The organism is Caenispirillum salinarum (genome assembly GCF_044803115.1).
Lineage (GTDB): Bacteria > Pseudomonadota > Alphaproteobacteria > Rhodospirillales > Rhodospirillaceae > Caenispirillum > Caenispirillum salinarum_A.
Window position 1 is genome coordinate 2,415,101 of sequence record NZ_CP085224.1, and the last position, 23,397, is coordinate 2,438,497.

General features: G+C 68.4%; 27 protein-coding genes. 12 read left to right on the top strand and 15 right to left on the bottom strand.

What is annotated here, in order from left to right; all coding sequences use genetic code 11:
• Positions 1 to 11: 11 nt before the first annotated feature.
• Positions 12 to 620: a peptide-methionine (S)-S-oxide reductase MsrA gene (msrA, locus tag LG334_RS11080; RefSeq protein ID WP_404386077.1), complete on the bottom strand. Its 609-nt coding sequence runs from the start codon at positions 618 to 620 to the stop codon at positions 12 to 14.
• A 244-nt stretch (positions 621 to 864) separates the two neighbouring features.
• A complete protein-coding gene (locus LG334_RS11085; RefSeq protein ID WP_404386079.1) occupies positions 865 to 2,385 on the bottom strand; it encodes a helicase HerA domain-containing protein in 1,521 nt (506 codons plus the stop codon).
• Between the two features lie 256 nt (positions 2,386 to 2,641).
• Here LG334_RS11085 and LG334_RS11090 point away from each other — a divergent pair, with 256 nt between their 5' ends.
• Both LG334_RS11090 and LG334_RS11095 read left to right on the top strand, forming a co-directional pair.
• Positions 2,642 to 3,007, top strand: a complete 366-nt coding sequence (locus LG334_RS11090; protein ID WP_404386081.1) for a hypothetical protein — start codon at positions 2,642 to 2,644, stop codon at positions 3,005 to 3,007.
• Positions 3,008 to 3,102: 95 nt separating this feature from the next.
• On the top strand, positions 3,103 to 3,540 hold the full coding sequence (locus tag LG334_RS11095; protein ID WP_404386083.1) for a nucleoside deaminase: 438 nt from the start codon (positions 3,103 to 3,105) through the stop codon (positions 3,538 to 3,540).
• Position 3,541: 1 nt separating this feature from the next.
• On the opposite strand, the gene LG334_RS11100 is transcribed toward LG334_RS11095, so the two are convergent.
• From LG334_RS11100 to LG334_RS11120, 5 genes are all read right to left on the bottom strand, one after another.
• Positions 3,542 to 4,264, bottom strand: coding sequence for a hemolysin III family protein (locus LG334_RS11100; protein WP_404386085.1), 723 nt, complete (start codon positions 4,262 to 4,264; stop codon positions 3,542 to 3,544).
• Positions 4,265 to 4,457: 193 nt separating this feature from the next.
• Positions 4,458 to 4,664 carry a cold-shock protein gene (locus LG334_RS11105; protein WP_009539869.1) on the bottom strand — a complete coding sequence of 69 codons (207 nt, stop codon included), beginning with the start codon at positions 4,662 to 4,664 and terminating at the stop codon, positions 4,458 to 4,460.
• Positions 4,665 to 4,866: 202 nt separating this feature from the next.
• A complete protein-coding gene (locus LG334_RS11110; RefSeq protein WP_404386087.1) occupies positions 4,867 to 6,054 on the bottom strand; it encodes an NAD(P)/FAD-dependent oxidoreductase in 1,188 nt (395 codons plus the stop codon).
• The gene (locus LG334_RS11115) at positions 6,051 to 6,452 is read right to left on the bottom strand and encodes a YaiI/YqxD family protein (RefSeq protein WP_404386356.1); all 402 of its coding nucleotides are present in this window, start codon (positions 6,450 to 6,452) and stop codon (positions 6,051 to 6,053) included. Before LG334_RS11115 ends, LG334_RS11110 begins: the two co-directional genes overlap by 4 nt.
• A 124-nt stretch (positions 6,453 to 6,576) precedes the next feature.
• Entirely contained in the window at positions 6,577 to 7,182 is a 606-nt protein-coding gene (locus LG334_RS11120) for an HdeD family acid-resistance protein (RefSeq protein WP_404386089.1), read from the bottom strand.
• A gap of 182 nt (positions 7,183 to 7,364) precedes the next feature.
• Here LG334_RS11120 and LG334_RS11125 point away from each other — a divergent pair, with 182 nt between their 5' ends.
• The 3 genes from LG334_RS11125 (at position 7,365) to LG334_RS11135 (ending at position 9,246) form a co-directional block, all read left to right on the top strand.
• The gene (locus LG334_RS11125; protein ID WP_404386091.1) at positions 7,365 to 8,024 is read left to right on the top strand and encodes a hypothetical protein; all 660 of its coding nucleotides are present in this window, start codon (positions 7,365 to 7,367) and stop codon (positions 8,022 to 8,024) included.
• A gap of 65 nt (positions 8,025 to 8,089) precedes the next feature.
• Positions 8,090 to 8,359, top strand: a complete 270-nt coding sequence (locus LG334_RS11130; RefSeq protein WP_404386093.1) for a hypothetical protein — start codon at positions 8,090 to 8,092, stop codon at positions 8,357 to 8,359.
• A gap of 83 nt (positions 8,360 to 8,442) precedes the next feature.
• Positions 8,443 to 9,246 carry an inositol monophosphatase family protein gene (locus tag LG334_RS11135; RefSeq protein WP_404386095.1) on the top strand — a complete coding sequence of 268 codons (804 nt, stop codon included), beginning with the start codon at positions 8,443 to 8,445 and terminating at the stop codon, positions 9,244 to 9,246.
• A 6-nt stretch (positions 9,247 to 9,252) separates the two neighbouring features.
• Here LG334_RS11135 and LG334_RS11140 read toward each other — a convergent pair whose 3' ends face one another.
• Positions 9,253 to 10,110, bottom strand: coding sequence for an ATP-binding protein (locus LG334_RS11140; protein ID WP_404386097.1), 858 nt, complete (start codon positions 10,108 to 10,110; stop codon positions 9,253 to 9,255).
• 115 nt (positions 10,111 to 10,225) lie between these two features.
• Here LG334_RS11140 and yajC point away from each other — a divergent pair, with 115 nt between their 5' ends.
• The 4 genes from yajC to LG334_RS11160 all read left to right on the top strand — a co-directional run bounded on the left by yajC (position 10,226) and on the right by LG334_RS11160 (position 13,807).
• Complete coding sequence (yajC, locus tag LG334_RS11145) at positions 10,226 to 10,690, top strand: preprotein translocase subunit YajC (protein WP_404386099.1); 465 nt, start codon at positions 10,226 to 10,228, stop codon at positions 10,688 to 10,690.
• 131 nt (positions 10,691 to 10,821) lie between these two features.
• Positions 10,822 to 12,396, top strand: coding sequence for a protein translocase subunit SecD (gene secD / locus LG334_RS11150; protein WP_404386101.1), 1,575 nt, complete (start codon positions 10,822 to 10,824; stop codon positions 12,394 to 12,396).
• Positions 12,397 to 12,407: 11 nt separating this feature from the next.
• The gene (gene secF / locus LG334_RS11155) at positions 12,408 to 13,382 is read left to right on the top strand and encodes a protein translocase subunit SecF (RefSeq protein WP_404386103.1); all 975 of its coding nucleotides are present in this window, start codon (positions 12,408 to 12,410) and stop codon (positions 13,380 to 13,382) included.
• Positions 13,383 to 13,429: 47 nt separating this feature from the next.
• Positions 13,430 to 13,807: an Mth938-like domain-containing protein gene (locus LG334_RS11160; RefSeq protein WP_404386105.1), complete on the top strand. Its 378-nt coding sequence runs from the start codon at positions 13,430 to 13,432 to the stop codon at positions 13,805 to 13,807.
• 88 nt (positions 13,808 to 13,895) lie between these two features.
• Here the strand turns inward: LG334_RS11160 and LG334_RS11165 are convergent, their stop codons facing one another.
• On the bottom strand, positions 13,896 to 14,561 hold the full coding sequence (locus LG334_RS11165) for an OmpA family protein (protein WP_404386107.1): 666 nt from the start codon (positions 14,559 to 14,561) through the stop codon (positions 13,896 to 13,898).
• Positions 14,562 to 14,747: 186 nt separating this feature from the next.
• On the opposite strand from LG334_RS11165, the gene LG334_RS11170 reads away from it, so the two are divergent.
• The gene (locus tag LG334_RS11170) at positions 14,748 to 15,209 is read left to right on the top strand and encodes a DUF6789 family protein (RefSeq protein ID WP_404386109.1); all 462 of its coding nucleotides are present in this window, start codon (positions 14,748 to 14,750) and stop codon (positions 15,207 to 15,209) included.
• Here the strand turns inward: LG334_RS11170 and LG334_RS11175 are convergent.
• The 4 genes from LG334_RS11175 to LG334_RS11190 form a co-directional block, all read right to left on the bottom strand.
• The gene (locus LG334_RS11175; protein ID WP_404386358.1) at positions 15,173 to 16,093 is read right to left on the bottom strand and encodes a DMT family transporter; all 921 of its coding nucleotides are present in this window, start codon (positions 16,091 to 16,093) and stop codon (positions 15,173 to 15,175) included. The genes LG334_RS11170 and LG334_RS11175 overlap by 37 nt on opposite strands.
• 90 nt (positions 16,094 to 16,183) lie before the next feature.
• Positions 16,184 to 17,191: a threonine/serine dehydratase gene (locus LG334_RS11180; protein WP_404386111.1), complete on the bottom strand. Its 1,008-nt coding sequence runs from the start codon at positions 17,189 to 17,191 to the stop codon at positions 16,184 to 16,186.
• Positions 17,188 to 17,916, bottom strand: a complete 729-nt coding sequence (locus LG334_RS11185) for a haloacid dehalogenase type II (protein ID WP_404386113.1) — start codon at positions 17,914 to 17,916, stop codon at positions 17,188 to 17,190. Before LG334_RS11185 ends, LG334_RS11180 begins: the two co-directional genes overlap by 4 nt.
• 61 nt (positions 17,917 to 17,977) lie before the next feature.
• Positions 17,978 to 19,975 carry a lytic transglycosylase domain-containing protein gene (locus tag LG334_RS11190; protein WP_404386115.1) on the bottom strand — a complete coding sequence of 666 codons (1,998 nt, stop codon included), beginning with the start codon at positions 19,973 to 19,975 and terminating at the stop codon, positions 17,978 to 17,980.
• Positions 19,976 to 20,238: 263 nt separating this feature from the next.
• On the opposite strand from LG334_RS11190, the gene dapA reads away from it, so the two are divergent.
• Both dapA and smpB read left to right on the top strand, forming a co-directional pair.
• The gene (gene dapA / locus LG334_RS11195) at positions 20,239 to 21,117 is read left to right on the top strand and encodes a 4-hydroxy-tetrahydrodipicolinate synthase (protein ID WP_404386117.1); all 879 of its coding nucleotides are present in this window, start codon (positions 20,239 to 20,241) and stop codon (positions 21,115 to 21,117) included.
• Positions 21,118 to 21,121: 4 nt separating this feature from the next.
• Positions 21,122 to 21,613, top strand: a complete 492-nt coding sequence (gene smpB / locus LG334_RS11200) for an SsrA-binding protein SmpB (protein ID WP_404386119.1) — start codon at positions 21,122 to 21,124, stop codon at positions 21,611 to 21,613.
• Positions 21,614 to 21,790: 177 nt separating this feature from the next.
• Here the strand turns inward: smpB and scpB are convergent, their stop codons facing one another.
• A complete protein-coding gene (gene scpB, locus LG334_RS11205; RefSeq protein ID WP_404386121.1) occupies positions 21,791 to 22,540 on the bottom strand; it encodes an SMC-Scp complex subunit ScpB in 750 nt (249 codons plus the stop codon).
• Between the two features lie 3 nt (positions 22,541 to 22,543).
• A complete protein-coding gene (locus tag LG334_RS11210) occupies positions 22,544 to 23,395 on the bottom strand; it encodes a segregation and condensation protein A (RefSeq protein WP_404386123.1) in 852 nt (283 codons plus the stop codon).
• Between the last annotated feature and the right edge of the window lie 2 nt (positions 23,396 to 23,397).

The window sequence follows — 23,397 nt, forward strand, 5'->3', positions numbered from 1 at the left end:
CGAAGGGGCAGCTATTCTGCCAGGGCGAGGCGGGGCACGTCTTCCCAAACTTCGTCCAGCCTGTCGTCGCGGCCGCAGGTCCAGCGGTAGAACTTGTACTGGATCGGGTTCTTTTCGTAGTAGTTCTGGTGGTAATCCTCGGCGCGGTAGAAGGCCGGGGCCGTCTCGATCGTCACCGCCACCTCGCGGCCAAGCTGTTCGGCGACCGCCTTCTTCGACGCCTCGGCGGCCTCGCGCTGCTCTTGCGTCTGCGGGAAGATGGCCGGCCGGTAGGAGGCGCCGCGATCGCAGAACTGGCCGTCGCCGTCGAAGGGATCGACGTTGCGCCAATAGGTTCGCAGAAGTTCCTCATAGCTGACTTCAGAGGGATCATAGACCACCTTCACGGCCTCGGCATGGCCGGTGCCGCCGGCGGTGACCTCTTCATAGGTGGGGTTGGGCGTCGAGCCGCCGGCATAGCCGGATACGGTGGTCTGGACCCCCTTCATGTCGTCGTAGGGCGGTTCCATGCACCAGAAGCAGCCGCCGGCGAAGACGGCGGTCGCGGTGTCGTCCTGGGCGAGGGCGGGAGCGGCCAGGGTGGTGCCGGCAAGCAGGGTCGCGGTGAGCAGGCGTCGCATGGGCCGGATTCCTCTCTCGTCTCGGGTTCGAGGGGCTCTGCCGTCCATATGGTACGCCCGAGGCCTCTGCCGCGACTCACACCTGCGTGAGAGGTTTTCGTTGCTCTGACTGCGTCAGAGCACGTTCAGGCGCCATTAAGGCTCACGCGCCTGGCCGGCGCGGGGTCGCACTGTGGGCTCCGCACACGCCTTCGGCTCCGCGACCCTATTCGCCCTTCTCAACCGCGTCCGATCGACAAGGGCTCTAGGTACCAAACAGATCCGCCTGCCCGCCGCCGCCCGCGTCTTCTCCGGCGCGGGGGTCGCCGGGGGCGGTCTCCCACTCCAGGTCGGGCAGGGCGATGACGCGCAGGCCGCCGGCATCCTCGCGCTGGGTGATGACGCCCCGGCTTTCCAGGTATTCCAGCAGGCCGCGGGCACGGCGCGGGCTGCGGCTGTTGCGGGCGCGGGCGATTTCCGTGTCGGACGGGCAGGGCGTCTGGTCCATGGCCGCGCGGGCGAGCAGAAGGAACAGGGGCTGAAGGTCCTCCGGCAGGCGGTCGGCGACGGATTGCGCCTTGTCCCAGTCCTCGGACTGCTCGGCCTCGATGGAGACACCGGCCCGCGCCGTCGCCAGCTTGCGCTTGAACGCCGCAAGGTCGAGCTGCCGGCCGTTGATCCGCTTCATGCGGCACCGCACGAGGAAATCCTGGTAAAGCACTGCCGTGGAACGGAAAGCCGCGTCCGGGTCGGCGATCACCTCGCGCATGATGCGCTCGATCGTGACCGCCGGGTCCACCGGCTGGCCGTCCTCTTCCTCCGGCTCCGGCTCTGGCGGCCGGGCGGCGGCAAGCTGGGTGAGCACGTCGTTGGTCGCCGTCTGCGGCGGCAGCGGGCGGATCTTGCGGGCGGGCTGCGGCGGCGGCTCGTTCTCGCCGGGCGTCATGATGAGGTCCAGCGCGTCCTCGGGCGGCGTTTCCGGCAGCGGCATGAGCTTGGGGCTGCCGCCGCGTCCGCCGGTCTTCACGTCGCCGATGCGCACGGGCAGGGGGCGGCGCGCCATGGCGGGGCCGAGCGCGATGAAGTTGCCGCGCTCCAGGTCGCGGAACATCTCCGCCTGCCGCCGGTCCATGCCCAGCAGGTCGGCGGCGCGCACCATGTCGATGTCCAGGAACGTGCGGCCCATGAGGAAGTTGGACGCCTCCGCCGCCACGTTCTTGGCCAGTTTCGCCAGGCGCTGGGTGGCGATGACGCCCGCCAGCCCGCGCTTGCGGCCGCGGCACATGAGGTTCGTCATGGCGCCCAGCGACTGCTTGCGGGCCTCGTCGGTCACCTCGCCGCCGGCGACCGGAGCAAAAAGCTGGGCCTCGTCGACGACTACAAGACAGGGATACCAGTGGTCGCGGTCGGCCTCGAACATGCCGTTCAGGAAGGCGGCGGCGCGACGCAGCTGAAACTCGGCCTCCAGGTTTTCCAGGTTCAGCACGACGGACACCCGGTGCTTGCGCACGCGGGCGGCGATCTGGGCGATCTGCACATCGTTGTGCTCGGCGGCGTCCACCACCACGTGGCCGAACTCTTCGGCCAGGGTGACGTAATCGCCCTCGGGGTCGACCAGGCACTGCTGCACCCATTGCGCGCTCTGTTCCACCAGGCGCCGCAGCAGGTGGGATTTGCCGGAGCCGGAATTGCCCTGGACCAGCAGGCGGGTGGCAAGCAGCTCCTCGAGATCGAGCGTCGCGGGCTTGTTCTCCCGCGTCAGCCCCATGTCGATGCTGACCTTCATGAAATTCCACATCTCCAATCGGAACGACCCGCCGCTCGACGATGACCGGAGCCGGCGGGGTGCAGAGGGTTATAGCCGAAAGTGATGCCCGGGGGCTAGGGCCGGGTGCGCTGTCCGGTCCGCGACAGGTCGGACGGGGCATTTGTCCGGCAGATGCAACTTTTAGAATTACTGGTCCGCGAGAATATCTAATAAGATGTATCGGCGCCAGCGCTCTCGCTTGGCGCGTTCACCACTGTTGGGGAAGGGCATTCGCATGACTTTTGAAAAGGTGTGTGCGGCCGCTGTGGTGGCCCTGGGCATGGTCGTCGCGGCACCGCTTTCAGGTGCCCAGGCGGCCGGGGGCTGTTCGGCCAACCCGGACATGAAGAACTGCACGGTGCAGGAGTGCCAGACGCGCCAGAGCGACGTCGACTTCTACTGTCACGACATGGACCAGGTGTGCAGCGCCAGCAATGACAAGTCGGACAACCAGGCGATCCTGGGCGCGCTGGAGAACTGCCTGTCCAAGCGCATCTCCGTCAACGCCTGCTTCAGTCCGGTGGACCCCGGCCACGCCAACGCTGTGGTGTGGGTGGAAAACCAGATCAGCAATTGCGAGGTCGTGATCGGCAGCCAGTAACACGGCTCGGCGGCCCCGGCCCGGCGGCTTTTGCTTGAGTCGGGCCGGTGTTCCAGGCGAAGCTTGGCGGACCCTCAATCAAAAGGCCGCCGCCCATGGACCCCTTCCTGCAAGCCGCCCTGGACGAAGCGCATGTTGGATACGACGAGGGCGGCATTCCCATCGGCTCGGTCCTCGTGCGCGACGGAAAAATCATCGGGCGCGGCCACAATCGCCGGGTCCAGGAGGGCTCCGCCACCCTGCACGGCGAGATGGACGCGCTGGAGAACGCCGGGCGGCTGCCGGCCAGCATCTATCGCGAGAGTACGCTCTACACCACCCTCAGCCCGTGCCCCATGTGCTCGGGCGCGATCCTGCTCTATGGGATTCCGCGCGTGGTGGTGGGCGAGAACCGCACCTTCATGGGAGAGGAGGACCTGCTGCGCTCGCGCGGGGTGGAGGTGACGGTGGTGGATGATCCAGGCTGTGCCGACCTCATGCGCCGCTTCATTGCCGAGCGGCCGGAGGTCTGGAACGAGGACATCGGGGAGTAGGTCAGCCCGCCAGCGCAACCCCCGGCACCACCTCGACCACCACGGCGGCGAAGTGGCAGGCGGCGGCGGCCAGCACCATCAGGTGCCAGCCCACATTGTGGTAGGGCAGGCGCTCCAGCAGGTGCAGGCCCGTGCCCACGGTGTAGAGCACCCCGCCCAGCACCAGCAGCGTCAGGCCCGTGGGAGACAGCGCGCCGGCCAGCGGCTCGATGGCGACGACGATGCACCACCCGAGGCCCAGGTAAAGCGCCAGACCCAGGCGCTCCATCCGGCGCGGGAAGCCCACCTTGAGCACGATGCCGGCGGTCACGCCCGTCCACACGATGCCGGCCAGCACCATGCCCAGGCCGCCGTCCAGCACGTTGACGACGAAGGGCGTGTAGCTGCCGCCGATCATCACGTAGATCATGGCGTGGTCGCAGCGCTGAAGGATTTCCTTCACCCGCCCCGGCGGCCACAGGTTGTACAGGGCAGAGGCGGTCAGCATGCCCACAAGGCCCAGGCTATAGACCGCAAGGCTCGCCAGTTCAATGCCGCCCGCCTGGAAGGCGGCGACCGCCAGAAGCCATGCGCTGGCGATGATGCCGGCGGTGATGCCGGTCACGTGCACCACCGCGTCGGCTATCCGCTCGGCACGGCTGTAGCTGGGGAAGAGATCAGCCCAACCGCCGGGAGTGGAGGGCTTGACGTGGTCGCGGAGCCACTGTTGGCCGGGTGCTGTCATGGGGCGCCTCGTCACGTTTCTCCGTATAAGACTAACGCCTGCTGTCAAAGATGGCCGCAGAAATTACCGAGTGTAATGAAAGGGTATTACAGCCTCAGCCGGATGATCCGGCCCCTTCAAGCAAAACGGGCGGCCCGCGAGGGACCGCCCGTTTCGTTCAAGCGAGGGTCAGGTGCGCCGAAGCGCGGCCTGTTTACTCGGCCTGCAGGTTCGACGCAGCCATCTTGCCGTTGCGGCCGCGCTCCAGGTCATAGGACACGCGCTGACCGTCCTTCAGCGTGTCCAGGCCGGCGCGCTCGACGGCGGAAATGTGGACGAAGGCGTCCTGTCCGCCCTCGTCGGGGGTGATGAAGCCATAGCCCTTGGTGGAATCGAACCACTTGACGGTACCAGTCGCCATGACGGTGTTCTCCTGTCTTCGGCGTTGCCCGACAGCAACGCGCCATCGGGCATCGAAACGTTCTTAACGGGAGAAAACCGCGGCCATCGAGACCACCAGGCAACCACCCTTGGAAACATTCGACCGCCCAGAAGTGGGGCAAGTGGCGACCGACGTCAAGCGGCGTGATGGCGTCTATGCCAAATATCTTCCGTCAAAGGCGTCACAGGGCCTGCCCCGCACTCCATCCGCTGGACCAGGCCCATTGGAAGTTGTAGCCCCCCAGCCATCCGGTCACGTCCACCGCCTCGCCGATGAAAAACAGGCCGGGCACGGCACGCGCCTCCATGGTCTGGGAGGACAGCGCGCGGGTGTCGACGCCGCCAGCGGTGACCTCGGCCTTGGCGAATCCCTCCGTCCCCGCCGGCACGAATCGCCAGCGGTTGAGGGCCTCGCCGGCCTTGCGCAGGGCCTTGTCGGGCATGCTCGCCATGGCGTCGCCGGGGAAGGAACCCTCGGCCAGCGCCTGGGCGAGTCGCGAGGGCAGGACTTCCGACAGCACGCTTTTCATGCCGGCCTTGGGGCGGGAGGCCTTGCGGTCTAGCAGGAAGGCAGTCGCGTCGGTCCCCGGCAGCAGGTCCAGCGTGATCGCGCCGCCGGGCGCCCAGTAGCTGGAGATCTGCAGGATGGCCGGTCCCGACAGGCCCCTGTGGGTGAACAGGATGTTTTCGCGGAACGCCGTCTTGCCGCAGGCGGCCACCGCGTCCAGCGACACGCCCGACAGCGGCCGCATCAGGGCGAGGTCTTCGGGCCCGGCAGTCAGCGGCACCAGCGCCGGGCGCGGCTCCACGATCTTCAGGCCGAACCGGCGGGCCACGTCGTAGGCGAAACCGGTGGCGCCCATCTTGGGGATGGACGGCCCGCCGGTCGCCACCACCAGGGCCGGCGCGCTCAGGGAGCCTTTCTCGGTGGTCACCCGAAACGCGGCGTCGGCGTGGGCGACGTCGGTGACGCGGTGGGCGAGGCGGATGTCGACGCTGCCCGGTCCGCCCTGGCACTCGTCCAGCAGCATCCGCACGATCCGTTTGGCGCTGTCGTCGCAGAACAACTGCCCCAGCGTTTTCTCGTGGTAGGAAATGCGGTGCCGCTCCACCATCGCGATGAAATCGGCTTGTGTGTAGCGCGACAGGGCCGACTTGTGGAAATGCCGGTTGGCCGACAGGAACCGCTCCGGCACCGTCTCCAGATTGGTGAAGTTGCACCGCCCGCCGCCGGAAATGAGGATCTTCTTGCCCACGGCCTCGGCATGGTCCACCAGCGCCACCCGCCGCCCCCGCTGCGCGGCCGTCAGCGCGCACATGAGCCCGGCGGCGCCGGCACCCAGGATGATGGCGTCGTGGCTGTGGCTCATGATCCGCGCCCGGCCTTGCGCGCCGCCTCCTCCAGCGCTTGCAGGAAGCGCGAGCGGTCGGCCTTGGTGAAGCCGGACGGGCCGCCGGTGATCTCGCCGGTCTCCCGCAGGGTCGCCATCAGGTCGCGCATGGCGAGCGCATTGCCGATGCTGGCGGTGGTGAAGGGCCTGCCGGTGGACCCGATGACCTGGGCGCCCTTCTCCAGGCAGCGGGCGGCCAGCGGGATGTCGGCGGTGATGCAGATGTCGGCGGCGGTGATGTGCTCGGCGATCCAGTCGTCGGCGGCATCGGCGCCCTCGGCCACCACGACCCGGTTGAGCAGGGGGCTTTGGTCCATGCGCATCCAGGTGTTGCCCACCATGTGGACGGGCATTTTGTGGCGTTCGGCGACGCGCATCACTTCCGCCTTCACGGGGCAGGCATCGGCGTCGACATAGATATCAGGCACGGGTGCGGCTCTCTGTGGCGGGGGCTGAGGCCGCAAGGTGCCCCGGCCGGCGGCCCGGCGCAAGGGCCTCTGCCTATCGTGGCGGCCACTTGCCGGCCAGGCCGCGCTCCTTGTGGCTGTCGTGGGCGGTGCCGATCATCACCAGCCACCAGCCGATGCCGGCCAGCACGAGCCCGCCCACGGTGCCCGCCGCCCACAGGACCGAACCGGGCCAGCCGGCCCACATGACGGCGGCGAAGCCAGCCAGCAGTGCTATCAGCGGGATGGCCGGCAGCCACCACTTGGGCTGGCGCTCGCGCCAGTTCCCCACCGTCCGCATCGCCAGAAGCCCCACGGCCAGCACTCCCAGGCCGAGCGTCAGTACCGCCACCGCCGGGCGCGGCCAGGCCAGCAGCAGCCCGCCGGCAATCATGATGCCGATCCCGGCGGCCAGCCGCTTCACCATGGCCGGCGTTCCGCGTGCGGGAATCGCCCGCAGCGCCTGGACGATGCCGGCGATCAGGGCCGCCGCGCCCAGGGCGTAGCCGGTGCCGATGGCCGCGGCGCGGGGCAGGCCGACCGACAGCACTCCCAGAATCACCGCCGCCACGCCCACCAGAAGGACCTTGCCCTTGGTGCGCTCCAGCACCTCGCGCGAGGCGAGCATGGTGTTTTGGCGTGTCGGGTCTCGGTCGGCCATGGCGCGTCCTTTGATGATCCGTCCGGGTGCATGGGCAGGAAACGCACTGCCATGCCGGAGCGTGGCGGAAACGGCCGGATGTGCCCGCCTATCCGACAGTGCCGGTATGAGGCACAGGCATCGTCCGCTAGGATGACAAAGTCCCCCATTGTGTTGGGGCGAAGACAGACGGGAAGACCGACATGCGGATCAACATGGGTGCGGCCGTGGCCGATGCGGTGACGGCGGGACTGGCGGACTACGGCCTCTGGTCGCGGGGCGGTCACGGCGGCGACCATCCTCCGGTGGCGCCGGTGCTTGCCTCTGTGGCGCGGGGGCTGACGCAGGTCTTCCGGCAGACCGACAGCCGCGCCTTCGTTACCCTCGACACCCGCTATGCCGCTGCCATCGTCGCCTCGGGCGTGCCCGACGAGGCCGCCGCGGCCGTCGCCGCACCGGCGCTGCGGGCGCGGGCGGCGCTGGTCGTCTGGAACCATCGGGAACTGCCGCGGGGCGCGCTTGAGATGCTGCCGGGATGGGAGGACAGCGCCGTGACGGCCGCGCTCGCCCGGCTGGACGCCTTCACCCGCGCCTGCGGCCCGGACGCCGGCGGCACCGTGCGCTACGGCCTTCTGAGCGTGCTGTCGCGCCAGCCTCTGCCGTCCGAGGATGCGGTGCGGCGCACCTGTCGCGTGGCGCTCGGCGACGACATGGAGGACGGGCGCGTCCGCCTGCACGAAAGTGCCCGGGTGCCTTGGGGCGAGGGCGGCAGTGCACGCGGCCTCGTCATCGAACTCCTGACCGATGACGCGCCCACGCCGTGCCAGGTCGAGCGGGCGCAGTCGGGGCTTGATCACGTCTGACACGCGGCGGCGCGCGTGTTATCCTGCCGCTCTACTAGTAGACGGCGGCGGTGGAGGATCGGCCGGTGGCGAGTCCCGAATCCCAGATGCGTTGGCGGCGCAAGAACCGCCTTGTGAAAAAGCAGCTCAACGTCATGGCGCGCGGCGAGGTCCATCGCTGGCTGGAAGAAAGCGCGGACCGCTTCGGCCTGCGGGGCAAGGGAGAGGCGGTGGCCTTCAACGCATTCGTCGTGCGCTGGCTGATCCAGCAGTCTGGAACCACCGCTGAATTCGCCCGCCTGCTTGAAATGCTCGCCGACGCTTATCACCGCGACCGCGATCTCTACAGCCCCTGAGGGGCGCCGGCCGTGGGTTTCGGGACGCCGTGGCCGCGCGTCGGGCGTTGTCGGCGACACGGGAATGCCGTAAGAAGGTCAGCATGACTGTCAATCCTGATTCCGTCGCCGCCATCATCCGCGACGTTGCGCGCGACGAGATTCTGCCGCGCTACAACACGCTGGAAGCCCACGAGGTGCGCTCCAAAAGCCATCCGGGCGATCTGGTGACGGCCGCCGACGAGGCTGCCGAGGCGGCGCTCGCCACCCGTCTCCGCGCGCTGCTGCCGGGGTCGGTCGTGGTCGGCGAGGAAGGGACGGCGGCCGACCCCCGCCTGCTCGACCGCCTGAAAGAGGACGCGCCCGTCTGGGTGCTGGACCCGGTCGACGGCACCCGCAACTTCGCCCATGGTGTGCCCCGGTTCGCCGTCATGGTGGCCTTGGTGCGCGGCGGCGACACGGTCTGCGGCTGGATTCTCGATCCCATCGCCGATGTGCTCTACGTCGCCGAGCAGGGCGCGGGAAGCTGGCGCGAGGGCAAGCGCATCCGCGTGTCACCGGCGCGCAGGCCGGAGGCGCTGGTGGGGGCGACGGGCTACCGCCACGCCAAGCTGTTCAAGCCCCACGGCATCCGCACCCGCCAAAGCGGCAGCGCGGCGCATGACTACATGCAGGCGAGCGACGGGCGGGTGGATTTCGCCGTCTTCCGTCGCCGGCTGAACCCGTGGGACCACGCCGCCGGCGCCCTGATCCATGACGAGGCCGGCGGATTCGGACGCACCGTGGACGGCGCCAGCTATCGTCCCGGTGATCGCGAGGGCGACCACCTCATCCTGGCCCCGGACGAGGACACCTGGTCCCGCATCCGCGACATCCTGCTGCCGCACGTGCGCGGGGACAAGGGGTAGGGGACTTTACTTCAGCGGCTTGCCCAGCTCGCCCGCCAGTTCCTGGATGAACTGCCACGCCACGCGGCCCGAGCGGCTGCCGCGGGTGACGGACCATTCCAGGGCGCGGGCCTTCAGGGTGTCGGTGTCGATCTCCAGCCCGAATGCCTCGACGTAGCCGTCGATGATGGCGAGATACGTCGGCTGGTCCATGTTGTGGAAGCCCAGCCACAGGCCGAAGCGATCGGACAGGGAGACCTTTTCCTCCGTGGCCTCGCTGGCGTGGATGGCGGTGGACCGCTCGTTCTCGATCATGTCGCGCGACAACAGGTGGCGGCGGTTGGACGTGGCATAGAAGATCACCGAATCCGGCCGGCCTTCCACGCCGCCTTCCAGCACCGCCTTCAGCGACTTGTAGCTGGTGTCGTCGCCGTCAAAGGACAGATCGTCGCAGAACAGCACGCAGCGCCGGCCGCCGTCGCGCAGGATGTGCAGCAGGTCGGGCAGGGTGGGGATGTCCTCGCGGTGGATCTCCACCAGCGCCAGGCTGCCGGGGTCGTCGGTGTTGACCTGGGCATGGACCGCCTTGACCAGACTGCTCTTGCCCGTGCCGCGCGCGCCCCACAGCAGCGCGTTGTTGGCGGGCAGGCGGCGGGCGAAGCGGCGGGTGTTCTCCAGCAGGGTCGTGCGCTGGTGCTCGATGCCCTTCAAGAGGCCGATGTCCACCCGGTTGACCTGCGGCACCGGCTCTAGCCGGCGGCCGTCGGCATGCCAGACGAAAGCGTCGGCGGCGGCCATGTCGGGCACCGGGTTGGCCGGCGGCGCAAGGCGCTCCAGAGCGTCGGCGATGCGGGTCAGGACGGGCAGCAGATCGGTGTCGGTCATGGCGGTCGTCGGTCGGCGGTGAACACGGGACGGGTGGTCGGGCGGATTGCATTTGCAACTCCGGCCCGGCCCGTTATAGTCCGCCCAACCGGTTTAGACCTAGGAGTTTGTCCGCATGTTGATTTCCCCCGCCTACGCGCAGGCCCCCGGCGGAGCCATGGGCGGCATCGAGGCGTTCCTGCCGCTGATCCTGATTTTCGTGGTCTTCTACTTCCTGCTGATCCGTCCGCAGCAGAAGCGCCAGAAGCAGCACAAGGAAATGCTGCGCAACATTCGGCGCGGCGACCGCATCGTTACCAACGGCGGCATCATCGGCAAGGTCGCTCGCGTTCAGGACACCGAACTGGACCTGGAAATCGCGCCCGACACCAAGGTGAAGGTCATGCGCGACATGGTCGCCACCGTCCTCGATAAGACCGAGCCGGTCTCCGGCAAGGGCGGCGACAAGGGCAAGAAGACCGAGGCCGCCGACGAGGAGACCGCCGAGGGCGAGACCACGGCCACTGCCGGCGGCGCCTCTGCCGAGGCCGAGAAGGGCAAGGCCGGCGGCCTGAAAAGCCTGCTCTCGGGCCGCAAGTAAGCGACGGCGCAGGGGTGGCGGAGGATGCTCCGCGCCCCTATGTGCAAGGGCGGCCGGCCGCGCCTGTCACGGGTGTGCCGTGCCGCCGTCTGTCGTCCAACCGCCTCCCCTGACCGGACCGACGCCTTCCCATGCTCTACTTCTCCAAGTGGAAGATCGGCCTGATCCTTAGCGTGATCCTGGCCGGCCTCGTCTTCGCCTTCCCCAACGTCCTGTCGTCGTCGGCGACCGACGACCTGCCCGAGTGGCTGACGCCCGTCAACCTGGGCCTCGACCTGCAGGGCGGCTCTCACCTGCTGCTGGAGGTGGAGACCGACGCCGTCATCGAGGAACAACTGACCAACCTGGTCGAGACCGTGCGCGCCCGCTTCCGCGAGGCGCGCATCCGGTACCGCGACCTGGGGGTGGAAGGCGGTTCGGTGACCGTGCGCGTTCCCGAGGCCGAGGACCGCGACGAGGCGGGGAGCATCCTGCGCGACCTGGAGCCCGACGCCACGACGGTGGACCGCGAGGAAGGCCGCTTCATCGTCTCCTACACCGAGGAGGCGCTGACGGAACGGCGCATCAACGCCGTCACCCAGTCCATCGAGATCGTCCGCCGCCGCGTCGACGAGACCGGCACCCGCGAGGCCTCCATCCAGCGCCAGGGCGAGGAGCGGATCATCGTCGAGCTGCCGGGCATCGACAACCCGGAGCGCGTGAAGGAACTGATCGGCCGCACCGCCAAGCTGACCTTCCACATGGTCGACCACGACGCCGACGTCCAGGACGCCATGCGCGGCCGCGTGCCGCCCGGCTCCATGCTGCTGGACGCGCAGGACGAGACGACGACCCAGGGGGGGCAGCCCATCCCCTACGTGGTGCAGCGGCGCGTGAACGTCTCCGGCGACCGCCTGACCGACGCGCAGCCCAGCTTCCAGAACGGCCAGCCCGTGGTGTCGTTCCGCTTCGACGCCGCCGGCGCGCGCCAGTTCGGCAACGTGACGACGGATAACGTCGGCCGCCAGCTCGCCATCGTGCTCGACAACAAGGTCATCAGCGCACCCCGCATCAACGAGCCGATCATCGGCGGCTCGGGCGTCATTACAGGCCAGTTTTCGGTGCAGGAAGCGCAGGACCTGGCGCTGCTGCTGCGCGCCGGCGCGTTGCCGGCGCCGTTGACGGTGCTGGAGGAGCGGACCGTCGGGCCGGGGCTGGGCGCTGATTCCATCGAGGCCGGTGCGCTCGCATCCCTGCTGGGTCTTGCGCTGGTGGTGGTGTTCATGGTGGTTGCCTACGGGCTGTTCGGCGTGTTCGCCAACATTGCGCTGCTGGCCAACCTGACCCTGCTGCTGGGCGCGCTGTCGGGCCTGGGCGCGACGCTCACCCTGCCGGGCATCGCCGGCATCGTGCTCACCGTCGGCATGGCGGTGGACGCCAACGTGCTGATCTACGAGCGCATCCGCGAGGAGATCCGCAACGGCCGCACGGTGCAGAACGCCATCGAGACGGGCTACCGCTCGGCCATGGTGACCATTCTGGACTCCAACGTCACCACGCTGGTGGCGGCGGTGCTGCTGTTCGCCTTCGGCTCGGGCCCCGTCAAGGGCTTCGCGGTCACGCTGGGGATCGGCATCGTGACGTCCATGTTCACCGCGATCATGGTGAACCGCCTGATGGTCGTCACCTACATCCGCCGCACCCGTCCCAAGACCCTGCCGATCTGAAGGTGGCTAGCATGTTTCGCGGTATTCGGTTCGTCCCGACGGACACCAAAATCGACTTCATCGGCAAGCGCGCCATCGCCATTGCGCTGTCGGCCCTGCTGATCCTGGTTTCCCTGGGATCGCTGGCGGTACAGGGCCTCAACTTCGGCATCGACTTCGCCGGCGGCATCCTGGTGGAAGTGCGTACCGAGCAGCAGGCCGACCTGGCGGAGATGCGCGGCACTCTGAACAATCTGGGCCTGGGCGAGGTGTCCATCACCAGGCTGGGCGACAGCGGGCGCGACGTCATGATCCGCGTGCCCAAGCAGCCGGGCGAGGAAGAGGCCCAGATGGCCGCCCTCAACGCCGTCAAGGATGCGCTGGGCGAGAATGTGGAGTACCGGCGCACCGAACTGGTCGGCCCCAAGGTGGGTGACGAGTTGATGGCCGACGGCGCCATGGCGGTCGGGATCGCGCTGCTGGTCATCGCCGCCTACATCTGGTTCCGGTTCGAGTGGCAGTTCGCCGTCGGCGCCCTGGTCGCGCTGATGCACGACATCATCGCGACCATCGGCATCTTCTCGATCCTGCAACTGGACTTCGACCTGACGACGGTGGCGGCGCTTCTGACCATCGCGGGTTATTCCATCAACGACACGGTGGTGAACTACGACCGTGTTCGCGAGAACCTGCGCAAGTACAAGCTGCTGCGGCTGCCGGACCTCATCAACAAGTCGCTGAACCAGGTGCTCAGCCGCACCATCCTGACCAGCGGCACGACGCTGCTGGCGGTGCTGGCGATCCTGGTTTTCGGCGGTCCCGTGTTGCGCGGTTTCGCCTTCGCCCTTACGTGGGGCATTGTTATCGGCACGTGGTCGTCCATCTACGTCGGCATGCCGATCCTGCTGTACACGGGCGTGCGCCGCGACACCGAGGAGGAGGACATTCCCGGCGTCAACGCGGAACAGGCCCAGCCCGGCGGCGAGCAGCCCGAGAGCAAGGGCTGAGCGCGCGCCGCTTGGCCTCGCCCGCGCCCGCGCCTACCGGAGGTTCCATGGACGTCACGCCGCTCATTCCCCGCGACCGCAAGCTGATTCAGAAGTATGGCGACGGGCGGTTCCAGATCACGGGCGAGTCCTATGAGGGCAGCATCATCGTCTTCCCGCACAAGGTGGTGCCGTGGCCGGTCGACGAAGCCGGCCAGATGACGGCGGAAAGCCTGGAGGCCGTGGTGGAAGAGGCGGCCAGCGTGGAGATCCTGCTGGTCGGCTGCGGCCGCTACATGGCGCCGATCCCCGACAGCCTGCGGCGCCACATCAAGGAGTGCGCCGGTGCGACCATTGACCCCATGGACACGGGCGCGGCCTGCCGCACCTACAACGTGCTGCTGTCCGAGGAACGGCGCGTGGCGGCGGCTCTGATCGCCGTCTGAGAGGGCTTTCGCGCATTCAGCCGATGAAAAAAGGGCCGGCCCCGTGGGGCTGGCCCTTTTCGCGTGCGCCGTTGTCGCGGCGACGCCGTCAAGCGTTCGCGCGGATGGGCTCGATGCGCAGTTCCACGCGGCGGTTCTGCTGGCGGCCGTATTCGGTCTCATTGGAGGCAATCGGGTTGGCCTCGCCGGCGCCGAACGCCTCGATGCGGCGGCGGTCGACGCCGTTCTGAACGAGGTAGTTCATCACCGCCTCTGCCCGACGCAGGGACAGGTCGATGTTGTATTCCTCGGGACCCGTGGAATCGGTGTAGCCGGTCACGTCGATGGTGGTCTTGGGGTTGTTCGCCAGGGTGCGGGCCACGTCGCGCAGGGATTGGCGGGCATCGGGGCGCAATTCGGCGCTGTCGAAGGCGAAGGTGACGCCGCTTGGAATGTTCACGAGGATGGCGTCGCCCTGCCGCTCCAATTCGGCGCCGGTGCCCTGAAGGTCCTGGCGCAGCTCGCGCTCCTGGCGATCCATGTAGGCGCCGACGGCGGTTCCGGCCAGGCCACCGATGGCCGCTCCGACGGCGGCGCGCTGGGCGCGATCCTTGCCGTCTTCGCCCGTGGCGGCGCCGACCGCGGCCCCGCCGAGGGCGCCGATCAGGGCGCCGCCGCCGGTCTTGCCGAGTCCGCCCTGGCCGTCCTGGGCGCAGGCGGCAAGCGCGAGGGAACCGGCGAGCACAGCCACGGAAGAGATGCGACGGTTCAGCATTGGGTTGTCCTTCCAGAAATCGCCTAATCCAATGCGGGTTCAACGACCGACGGCAGCGGCCCGTTTCAACACGTCTCACGCGGACGTTACGCCACCATGCCGGCGCCCATGCGTAGGTTGGGCATGAAAGAACGCCGGAACGGCGCCGCCTGCCCCCTCACCAGGAAAGGCAAAGGGAGGTTTGCCATGACCTATGCCAAGGGAATGCTCGCCGGCTTCATCGCCACCCTCGTCTTGTCGCTGATCATGCTTGGCAAGGGGGCGATCGGCCTCATGCCGCAGCTAGACGTCATCGGGGCGCTTTCGGGCTTGCTCGGTTCCGAGAGCCGCGCGGTCGGGTGGATCGCGCACTTCGTCCTTGGAACGGTGCCCTGGGGCATCGCTTTCGTGCTGATCGAGCGGAAGCTGCCCGGCGGCTGCGCCATGCGGGGCGTTCTGTTCGGCGGACTGGCCTGGGTCGCCATGATGGTGATCTTCATGCCGCTGATCGGCGCCGGCCTGTTCGCCAACCAGCTGGGTTGGGCCGTCTGGGCGGTGACCCTGGTCCTGCACGTCATTTACGGATGGGTGCTGGGCTTTACCTACGGCTGGCTGACCGGCACCGTCGGCGATTATCCACCTGCGCGCGAGGAACCGGCGCGACGCTGACGCAGGCGGGCGGCCAGCCGCCCGTCGATCACTGCCAGACCGGCGAAGATCAACGCCATCCCCAAGAACGCTTGGGGCTCCGGCCGTTCACCCAGAACAAGAACACCAAGGCATAACGCGCTGACCGGAATAAGGAACGTCACCAATTGGGTGTTGGTCGGCCCGGCAGAACGCAAGAGCCGGAAGTACAGCAGATAGGCCAGCGCCGTGGACAACAGCGCCAGCCCGCCGACGGCGGCAAGGTGGATCAGGCCGGGCGTGTAGGTCCACGGCTGCTCCACCACGAGCGCCGCCGGGATCATGAGGACGGTGGAGCCCGTCAGCATTCCCGCCGCCGCCACTTGCACCGGCAGCGCCTTGAAGCGCCGGCCGTACAGCCCCGCCAGGGCGTAGGAAAGCCCGGCCATCAGCACCGCCAGCATGCCCCATCCGGCCTCGGTGATGCCGTCCAGCGCCGCCGGGCCGATCAGCACCACCACGCCGGCCAGCGACACCAGAATGCCGAGAATGCGCGCGGGCGTCAGCCGGTCGTCCGAGGTCAGCAGGTGGGCGGCCAGCACCGCCCAGACGGGCGTGGTGGCGTTCAGGATGGCTGCCAGCGAGCTGTCGATGCGCGTCTGCCCCCAGAAGATGAGCGAAAACGGCACCGCGTTGTTGATCAGCCCCATCAGCAGGAACGCGCCGGCCGCCGACCATCCGACCGGCATTCGGTGGCCGCCCAGGCGGACCGCCGCCAGCAGCACCACGGCCGCCAGCGACACGCGGCCGGCCGCCGTGGTCAGCGGCCCGATCTCCGCCACCGCGATCTTGGAAAAGAAGAACGCGCCGCCCCACAAAAGCGACAACGCCAGAAGAAGGACCCAGTCGCGGCCGGTCATGCGCATCAAGGAAGAGGCTCCCGCCGGTATTCTAATGCGAAGGACGGGCAGCCTTATCAGGTCGAAGCGTCGTGCAAAAGGGCCGTTGACGACCGGTCAGAAGGGCAGCGGACCCTCGGCCAGCGCCTTGGCATAGACGGCGGGGTCCACGTTGCCGCCCGAGCACACGACGACGGTGGTCCGGTTCCGGCAGTTCACCTTGCCGCTCAGCACGGCGGCCAGTGCGACCGCGCCGCCCGGCTCCACCACCAGCTTGAGGGCGTGAAAGGCGAACGCCATGGCGGCCTTGGCCTCGGCGTCGGACACGGCGTAGCCGCGGTCGGCTCGCGGGCGGATGATGGGGAAGGTCAACGCGCCCGGCATGGGCGCCATCAGGGCGTCGCAGAGGCTGCGGGCGGCGGGGTTTTGGTTGCGCAGGCGCTCCCCGGCGGCGAGGGAGCGCGCCATGTCGTCGAAGCCCTCGGGTTCGGCCGAAGAAATGACCGTGTGCGGACTCAACTGCTCCAGTGCCAGCGACAGGCCCGCCAGCATGCCGCCACCGGAGAACGGCGCGACCAACCGGTCGATGCGGTGAGCGCCCGCCTCGGCGGCCTGCACGGCGATTTCCAGGCCCATGGTGCCCTGGCCGGCGATGACCGCAGGTTCGTCGAAGGGCTTGATCAGCGTCGCGCCCATGTCCTCGCACAGCCGCGCGCCAATGTCCTCGCGGCTTTCGGTCCAGCGGTCGTAGGTGACCACCTCGGCCTTCTGCGCCCGGGTCGCGGCAATCTTGATGGCCGGCGCGTCCGAGGGCATGACGATCACTGCCGGCACGTCGAACAGCCGCGCGGCCGCTGCCACGCCTTGGCCGTGGTTGCCCGAGGAAAACGCCACCACGCCGCGCCGACGCTGGTGCTCGGGCAGGCTGGCGAGTGCATTGTAGGCGCCCCGGAACTTGAAACTGCCGGTGCGCTGGAGCGGTTCGGCCTTGATGAGCACCCGGCCGCCCAGCCGCTCGTTGAGCAACGGGCTCTCCAGAAGCGGCGTGCGCACGGCAACGCCCGCCAGCCGCGCGGCGGCGGCCTCGACGTCGGTGAAGGTGGGAAGCGACAGGGCATCGGTCATGGGGCGGGAGTCACCAGGTCGGGAAGGGGGGACAGGGTTCGAAGCTCGCCCTCCGGGCCGGCGGGCAGGCGCTCGGCCGCCTGGGCGTAGCGGTTGATCCACACCACCCGGAAGCCGAAGGACGCCGCCCCTGCCACGTCCCAGGCGTTGGACGACAGGAAGACGATCTTTTCCGGCGCCAGATCGAGCCGGTCGCAGGCGAGCTGATAAACCCTGGGATCGGGTTTGTAGATCGCCAGTTCATCCACCGACAGGGCCACTTCCAGAAGGTTTTCGAGCCGCGCGTTGTGCACCGCCGACTGCAACATGGCCGGCGAGCCGTTGGACAGGATGGCGCAGCGGATGCCTCGGTCGTTCAGGGCCTGCAGCACGCCCGGCACCTCGGCGAAAGCGTCCAGGCGGCGGTAGAGGTCCATGAGCGCGGCGTAGAGGTCGTCGCCCTCCAGCCCCAGGCTGTCCATGGAAAACCGCAGCGCCTCGCCGGTCACCTGCCAGAAATCGGCGTAGCGCCCCATGAGGCTGCGCAGCCAGGTGTACTCCAGCTGCTTGCGGCGCCACAGGTCCGACAGGGGCGCCATCTGCTCGCCCAGGCGGTCGTGCAGGTGGCGCGCGGCGGCGCTGACGTCGAACAGGGTGCCATAGGCGTCGAAGACGCAGGCGCCGGCGGGAATGGCGCCGCCGGCGGGTGCACGTACGACGAGATCGGCAGTCGGGGATTGCGGCATGGCGGGGCGGTCCTCCGTAGTGTTTTCCGAAGCCTAGCCGACAAACCGCCCGCCGGAAAAGCTACCTCATGAGGTCGGACTTCATCTTCATCGCCAGCCGGTCGGTTTCGCCCAGGCGGGCGCGGTAGACCTGAAGACCCTCCAGCACCCGCTGAACGTAGTTGCGGGTTTCCGAGAAGGGGATCATTTCGACCCAGTCCACCGGGTCCACCCCGCCCGAGCGCGGATCGCCGAACCGTTCCGCCCACTGACGCGAGCGCGCCGGCCCTGCGTTGTAGCCGGCAATCGCCATGATGTAGCTGCCGTCAAAGCTGTCGATCAGGCCGCGCAGGTAGGTGGAGCCCAGGATCACGTTGTAGGCGGGATCGTTCGTCAGCCTGCCCTTGTCGTAGCCGAGCGACAGCTTGCGCGCCTCTCCCTCCGCCGTTCCGGGCATCAACTGCATGAGCCCGCGGGCGCCGACGCGGCTTACGGCCTCGGGATTGAAGTTGCTTTCCTGGCGGATGATGGACAGCACCAGGGCTTCCTCGATGCCCTCGGCGGTGTTGAAGCGGGTGACCGGATAGCCGGTCTCCACCAGCGTCACGCCGTCCAGCGCGGCGCGACGGGCGGCGGCGACGCCGATGTGCGGCTGGCCGAGCGTTACGGCCAGGTGTGTCGCCAGATGCTTCTGCCCCGGCGTGCGGCTCTCGGCCTGAAGCTGGTGAATGAAGGGCGAGACGTCGTCGTAACGGCCGATTTCGGCCAGCGCGCGGGCGGCGGCCGTCAGGTCGCTCCCGGCCAGGAAGGCGATGTCCTCGGCCGTGGGCTTCGGGTCGTCGGGCAGGCCCGGCGCCTCGTCGTCCAGCTTAACGGCGGCAAGCTGGCCGTAATAGGTGGTGCCGTGCTCGGCGGCCTTCTCATACCAGGTGCGGGCGCCGCCGATGTTGCCGGCGGCCTCCTCGGCGCGGCCGGCCCAGTAGGCGCCGCGGCCCAGGCTGATGGGCGTCGACACGTTGGTGAACAGGCGTTCGAAATGGGGCAGGGCGCGTGCCGGTTCGTTCAGGAACCGCAGCGCGATCCAGCCCGACATGAATTCGGCGTCGGCCAGCGGATAGCCTTCGGTGGCGCCGTGGTTCGAGATGATGTCGTAGGCGGCCTGCGGACGCCCGGCCTCCAGCGTATCGCGGGCGAGGATGGCGCGCTCCCGCCACCACAGGTCCGGGCGGACCTTGTCGGCGTTGGGGTGGTCGAACAGCTCGACCGCCCGGTCTTCCAAGCCGTGGGTGCGGCGCCAGCGCAGGCGGTCGTAGACCAGGCCCGGATCGTCATTCAGCGCCGCCGGCACGCGATCGATGGCCGCATCCACCCCGCCCTTGTTCTCCATAAGCGCGATGCGGGCCTGGGCCAGCGCGCGGTGCCCGGCGTCCACCACCCGCAGCATCCGGCGGGCGGCCTCGGTCTCGCGCTCCCACAGCAGGTGGTCGAGCCGCGCCAGGTGGTCCTCTTCGCGCAGATGGCCGCCGAACTGGGCGACAAAGGCCTTTTCCTGGATGCTGCCGAAGCGTTCCTTCCGCCAGGCGCGGCGGACGGTTTCCGTCAGGTTGTCCTTCAGGTTGAGCAGTTCCATGGCCCGCGCCTTGGCGATCCAGCCATCGGCGGTGACGGGGTCCTTGTCCTGAAACCAGGCGAAGACCTGCGTCGGATCGTCGGTCAGCGTGATGGCTTCCTCCGCCCGGCGCAGCAGGGCCGAGCGCCACGGCCAGTCCGGATTGTCCGAGGCGAAGCGGGAAATCTGCTGGAAACTCATGCCCGTGCCGGACTCCAGCATGCGCCGCCAGGTCAGCACCTTGAGCACGATGGGATTCTCGGCGGCCCGCGCCTGGGCGAAGGCTTCGTCCCACTGACCCTTTTCGGCGGCAGAGAAGGCGGCGGAAAAGGCGCTCTCGTCGGCGGCCGACAGAATGTCGGCGGCGACGGGCGCTGTGGTCTGCGCGAAAGCGGGCGCGGCGGGCGCCATGAAGGCCAGCGCCAGCGCAAGGGCGCCGGCGCGCAGCGGAGCGGTGCGTGACGTCACCATATCCTCGACGCGAAAAAAGGTTGTTGGAGCCGTGTCGTCGGGTTCCGAAACGCCCGCCGTTTGGGTGCGCCCCCTGCGCTGCGCGACCCGCTTCGGACCCACGCCGGGAGTGTCGCACGAAACCCCGCGCACCGGCAACAGAGACGCGGTGACGGAACCATGACGAAGCGGTGATGAAAGCACGCTTGCGGCGCGCTTCCGGCCCGTCTACTGTCTCGGTCCTTTACTTCTATATGTCATTTCGCGTGCCGACGGAGCAGACCATGTTCAAGGGGTGCATCACCGCGCTCATCACGCCTTTCCGCGACGGTGGAGAGGTGGACGAAAAGGCCTTCCAGGAGTTCGTCGCCTGGCAGATCGAGGAGGGCATTCACGGCGTCGTGCCCATGGGGACCACCGGCGAATCGCCGACGGTCCTGCATGAGAGCCACGCCCATGTCATCAAACTCTGCGTCGAGACGGCGGCGGGCCGGGTGCCGGTGATCGCCGGTACGGGCTCGAACTCCACCGACGAAGCGATCTGGCTGACCAAGCGCGCGAAAGAGGCCGGCGCGGATGCCGCCCTGGTGGTAACCCCCTACTACAACAAGCCGACGCAGGAGGGGATGTACCAGCACTACAAGGCCATCCACGACGCCGTCGACATTCCCATCATCATCTACAACATCCCCGGCCGCAGCGTCATCGACATGACCGTCGAGACCATGGGCCGGCTGGCGATGCTGCCCAACATCATCGGGGTGAAGGACGCCACCAACGACCTGACCCGCCCGCTGAAGACCCGTGTCGCGCTGGGGCCGGACTTCTGCCAGCTGTCGGGCGAGGACGCGACCATCATGGCCTTCATGGGTCAGGGCGGCCACGGCTGCATCTCGGTGACGTCGAACATCGCACCCAAGCTGTGCTCGCAGATGCACGAGGCCTGGCAGAAGGGCGACATCGCCACGGCCTATGAAATCCGCGACCGCCTGCTGCCGCTGCACGAGGCCATGTTCTGCGAGACCAGCCCCGGCCCGGCGAAGTACGCGGCCAAGCTGCTGGGCAAGTGCGACGGATCAGTGAAGCTGCCGCTGGTGGAGATTTCCGACGCCAGCAAGCAAAAGGTTCGCAACGCCCTGGAGACCGTGGGCATTCTGTCCTGACGTCATGTCGAAGAAGAAAGCCGACCCCAAAAACCAGCTCATCAGCCACGGCACGGTCGCCCAGAACCGCAAGGCCCGCCACAACTACACGATCGAGGACACGGTCGAGGCGGGCATCGCGCTCATGGGCACCGAGGTCAAGAGCCTGCGCCACGGCCGCGCCAACATCGCCGAGGCCTTCGCCCAGGCGCAGGGGGGCGAGTTGTATCTGGTCAACGCCTACATCGCCGACTATGCCCCGGCCAGGCACTTCCGGCACGAGGAGCGGCGCAAGCGCAAGCTGCTCCTCCACCGCCGCGAACTGGACCGCCTGATCGCCGCCGTCGGCAAGCAGGGGGCAACCATCGTGCCGCTGTCGCTGTACTTCAACAATCGCGGCTACGCGAAGGTGCAGCTTGGCCTCGCCAAGGGCAAAAACGTGGTCGACAAGCGCCAGACCGTGAAGAAGCGCGACTGGGAGCGCCAGAAGGCGCGCATCATGCGCGACAAGGGGTAGAGGCCGCCTGCAAGAGCGGCCGAATGAGTGCGAGGGCCGCTGCTTTCGCAGGGGCGACGGGTTCTAAATGATTGTTTTAATTCATAAAATACCTGTCATTCCTGCGAAAGCTGGAACTCACTGCCGCCGCCACACGTCTTGCAAGCGCTCCGGGCCGGCCCTGTCGGCCAATCAGCCCTACTCCCCGTCCTCATCCCCCAGCAGGCCGTACTGACCGCCATCGTCGTCGGCTTCGTCGGTGTCGACAAGCTCGCCGCTGTCGTGCGCCCGGGCGCCGTAGGCGGTGATGGCGGGACGGGCGTCAAGCAGTCCGGCGGCCTTCAGTTCCTCCACCCCCGGCAGGTCCTTGAGAGATTCCAGGCCGAAATGGTCCAGGAAGCGGTCTGTCGTGCCCCAGGTCAGCGGGCGGCCAGGCGTCGGGCGGCGGCCGCGCGGGCGGATCCAGCCGGCCTCCAGCAGCGTGTCCAGCGTGCCCTTGGACAGCGCCACGCCGCGCACTTCCTCAATCTCCGCCCGCGTCACCGGCTGGTGATAGGCGATGATCGCCAGCGTCTCGATCGCTGCGCGCGACAGCCGCCGCGTCGCCACTGTTTCCTCGCCCAGGCGCTCGGCCAGGTCGGGCGCGGTGCGGAAGGCGTAGTGGTCGCCGGCGCGGGTGAGCTGCACGCCCCGGCCCTTGTAGTGCTCCATCAGCGTCTTCAGCACCTTCCGCGCGTCGGTCCGCTGGGGCATCTTTTCCTTCAGCGCCTCGATGGACACGGGCTCGGCGGAGGCGAACAGGACGGCCTCGGCGATGCGGCAGGCATGGTCGAAGTCGAGGTCGAGCGTGCCCTGGGCCTCGGGGTCGCGCGGCGGTTCACCGTCGGCGTCGGCTGCGACGGCCTCAACCGCCGCCTCGGCATGGGGCATGTCGGTGGCGTCGTCCACGGGTCAGATCTCCTCGGGGCGGGGGTCGCGAGCGGTGCGGATGTGGATGGGGGAATAGTGGCCGCCCTCCTGACGCACGTCCAGCTTGCCCTGCTTCACCAGCTCAAGGCTCGCGATAAAGTGGGCGCACATGGCGCTGCGCCGCATGAGCGGCTCGGTGATGCCGGTGGGCAGCAGGTCGTCGAGCGCGCTCCAGTCGGGGATGGCGCCGAACATGCGCTCGATGCGCTTGATGGCGTCGTCGACGGAATACAGCGTCAGCGGCTCGATCTGGAAGTCGACGCGGCTGGTGCGCTTCTTGTGGTCGGCGTAGGCGCGCAAAAGGTCGTACAGCGTGACGTCGTAGACCGAGCGCGTGACGCCTGCCAGATCCTCCGGCGCGCCGCGGGCCAGGCGCTTCGTCCCCAGGCGCGGCATCTCCAGGAACCGTTCGCCGGCTTCCTGCATGGCTTCCAGGCGGCGTAGCTGGAATTGCAGCGCGGCGGCCAGTTCCTCGCCCGAGGGCTCTTCGTCCGTTTCCTCCGGCGGCAGCAGAAGGCGGCTTTTCAGGTAGGCGAGCCAGGCCGCCATGACCAGGTAGTCGGCCGCCAGTTCCAGATGCCGTTCACGGGCCTGCTGGACGAAGTTCAGGTACTGGTCGGCCAGCGCAAGGATGGAGATGTGGACCAGGTCCACCTTCTGGTCGCGCGCCAGGTTCAGCAGGACGTCGATGGGGCCCTCGAAGCCGTCCAGGTCCAGCAGCAGCGGCGCCGCCGGCGCCTCGCCGTCGTTCGCGGCGGCCTCGGCGTCGTCGACGAAGGGCACGTCGTCGTTGGCGGGGACGGGCGGGTCCTCGGAGGAATCGCTGTCGGTCATGC

Bases quoted from the DNA above. Each gene is read 5' to 3' on its own strand.
- smpB (WP_404386119.1), top strand. From the start codon at position 21,122: ATGTCGAAGAAGAAAGCCGACCCCAAAAACCAGCTCATCAGCCACGGC.
- LG334_RS11090 (WP_404386081.1), top strand. From the start codon at position 2,642: ATGACTTTTGAAAAGGTGTGTGCGGCCGCTGTGGTGGCCCTGGGCATG.
- dapA (WP_404386117.1), top strand. From the start codon at position 20,239: ATGTTCAAGGGGTGCATCACCGCGCTCATCACGCCTTTCCGCGACGGT.
- secD (WP_404386101.1), top strand. From the start codon at position 10,822: ATGCTCTACTTCTCCAAGTGGAAGATCGGCCTGATCCTTAGCGTGATC.
- LG334_RS11165 (WP_404386107.1), bottom strand. From the start codon at position 14,561: ATGCTGAACCGTCGCATCTCTTCCGTGGCTGTGCTCGCCGGTTCCCTC.
- LG334_RS11105 (WP_009539869.1), bottom strand. From the start codon at position 4,664: ATGGCGACTGGTACCGTCAAGTGGTTCGATTCCACCAAGGGCTATGGC.
- LG334_RS11100 (WP_404386085.1), bottom strand. From the start codon at position 4,264: ATGACAGCACCCGGCCAACAGTGGCTCCGCGACCACGTCAAGCCCTCC.
- LG334_RS11115 (WP_404386356.1), bottom strand. From the start codon at position 6,452: ATGCGCGTCGCCGAACGCCACAAAATGCCCGTCCACATGGTGGGCAAC.
- LG334_RS11095 (WP_404386083.1), top strand. From the start codon at position 3,103: ATGGACCCCTTCCTGCAAGCCGCCCTGGACGAAGCGCATGTTGGATAC.
- LG334_RS11110 (WP_404386087.1), bottom strand. From the start codon at position 6,054: ATGAGCCACAGCCACGACGCCATCATCCTGGGTGCCGGCGCCGCCGGG.
- secF (WP_404386103.1), top strand. From the start codon at position 12,408: ATGTTTCGCGGTATTCGGTTCGTCCCGACGGACACCAAAATCGACTTC.
- LG334_RS11085 (WP_404386079.1), bottom strand. From the start codon at position 2,385: ATGAAGGTCAGCATCGACATGGGGCTGACGCGGGAGAACAAGCCCGCG.
- LG334_RS11185 (WP_404386113.1), bottom strand. From the start codon at position 17,916: ATGCCGCAATCCCCGACTGCCGATCTCGTCGTACGTGCACCCGCCGGC.
- LG334_RS11160 (WP_404386105.1), top strand. From the start codon at position 13,430: ATGGACGTCACGCCGCTCATTCCCCGCGACCGCAAGCTGATTCAGAAG.
- LG334_RS11180 (WP_404386111.1), bottom strand. From the start codon at position 17,191: ATGACCGATGCCCTGTCGCTTCCCACCTTCACCGACGTCGAGGCCGCC.
- LG334_RS11190 (WP_404386115.1), bottom strand. From the start codon at position 19,975: ATGGTGACGTCACGCACCGCTCCGCTGCGCGCCGGCGCCCTTGCGCTG.
- LG334_RS11140 (WP_404386097.1), bottom strand. From the start codon at position 10,110: ATGACCGACACCGATCTGCTGCCCGTCCTGACCCGCATCGCCGACGCT.
- LG334_RS11170 (WP_404386109.1), top strand. From the start codon at position 14,748: ATGACCTATGCCAAGGGAATGCTCGCCGGCTTCATCGCCACCCTCGTC.
- LG334_RS11135 (WP_404386095.1), top strand. From the start codon at position 8,443: ATGACTGTCAATCCTGATTCCGTCGCCGCCATCATCCGCGACGTTGCG.
- LG334_RS11175 (WP_404386358.1), bottom strand. From the start codon at position 16,093: ATGCGCATGACCGGCCGCGACTGGGTCCTTCTTCTGGCGTTGTCGCTT.
- msrA (WP_404386077.1), bottom strand. From the start codon at position 620: ATGCGACGCCTGCTCACCGCGACCCTGCTTGCCGGCACCACCCTGGCC.
- yajC (WP_404386099.1), top strand. From the start codon at position 10,226: ATGTTGATTTCCCCCGCCTACGCGCAGGCCCCCGGCGGAGCCATGGGC.
- LG334_RS11120 (WP_404386089.1), bottom strand. From the start codon at position 7,182: ATGGCCGACCGAGACCCGACACGCCAAAACACCATGCTCGCCTCGCGC.
- LG334_RS11125 (WP_404386091.1), top strand. From the start codon at position 7,365: ATGCGGATCAACATGGGTGCGGCCGTGGCCGATGCGGTGACGGCGGGA.
- LG334_RS11210 (WP_404386123.1), bottom strand. From the start codon at position 23,395: ATGACCGACAGCGATTCCTCCGAGGACCCGCCCGTCCCCGCCAACGAC.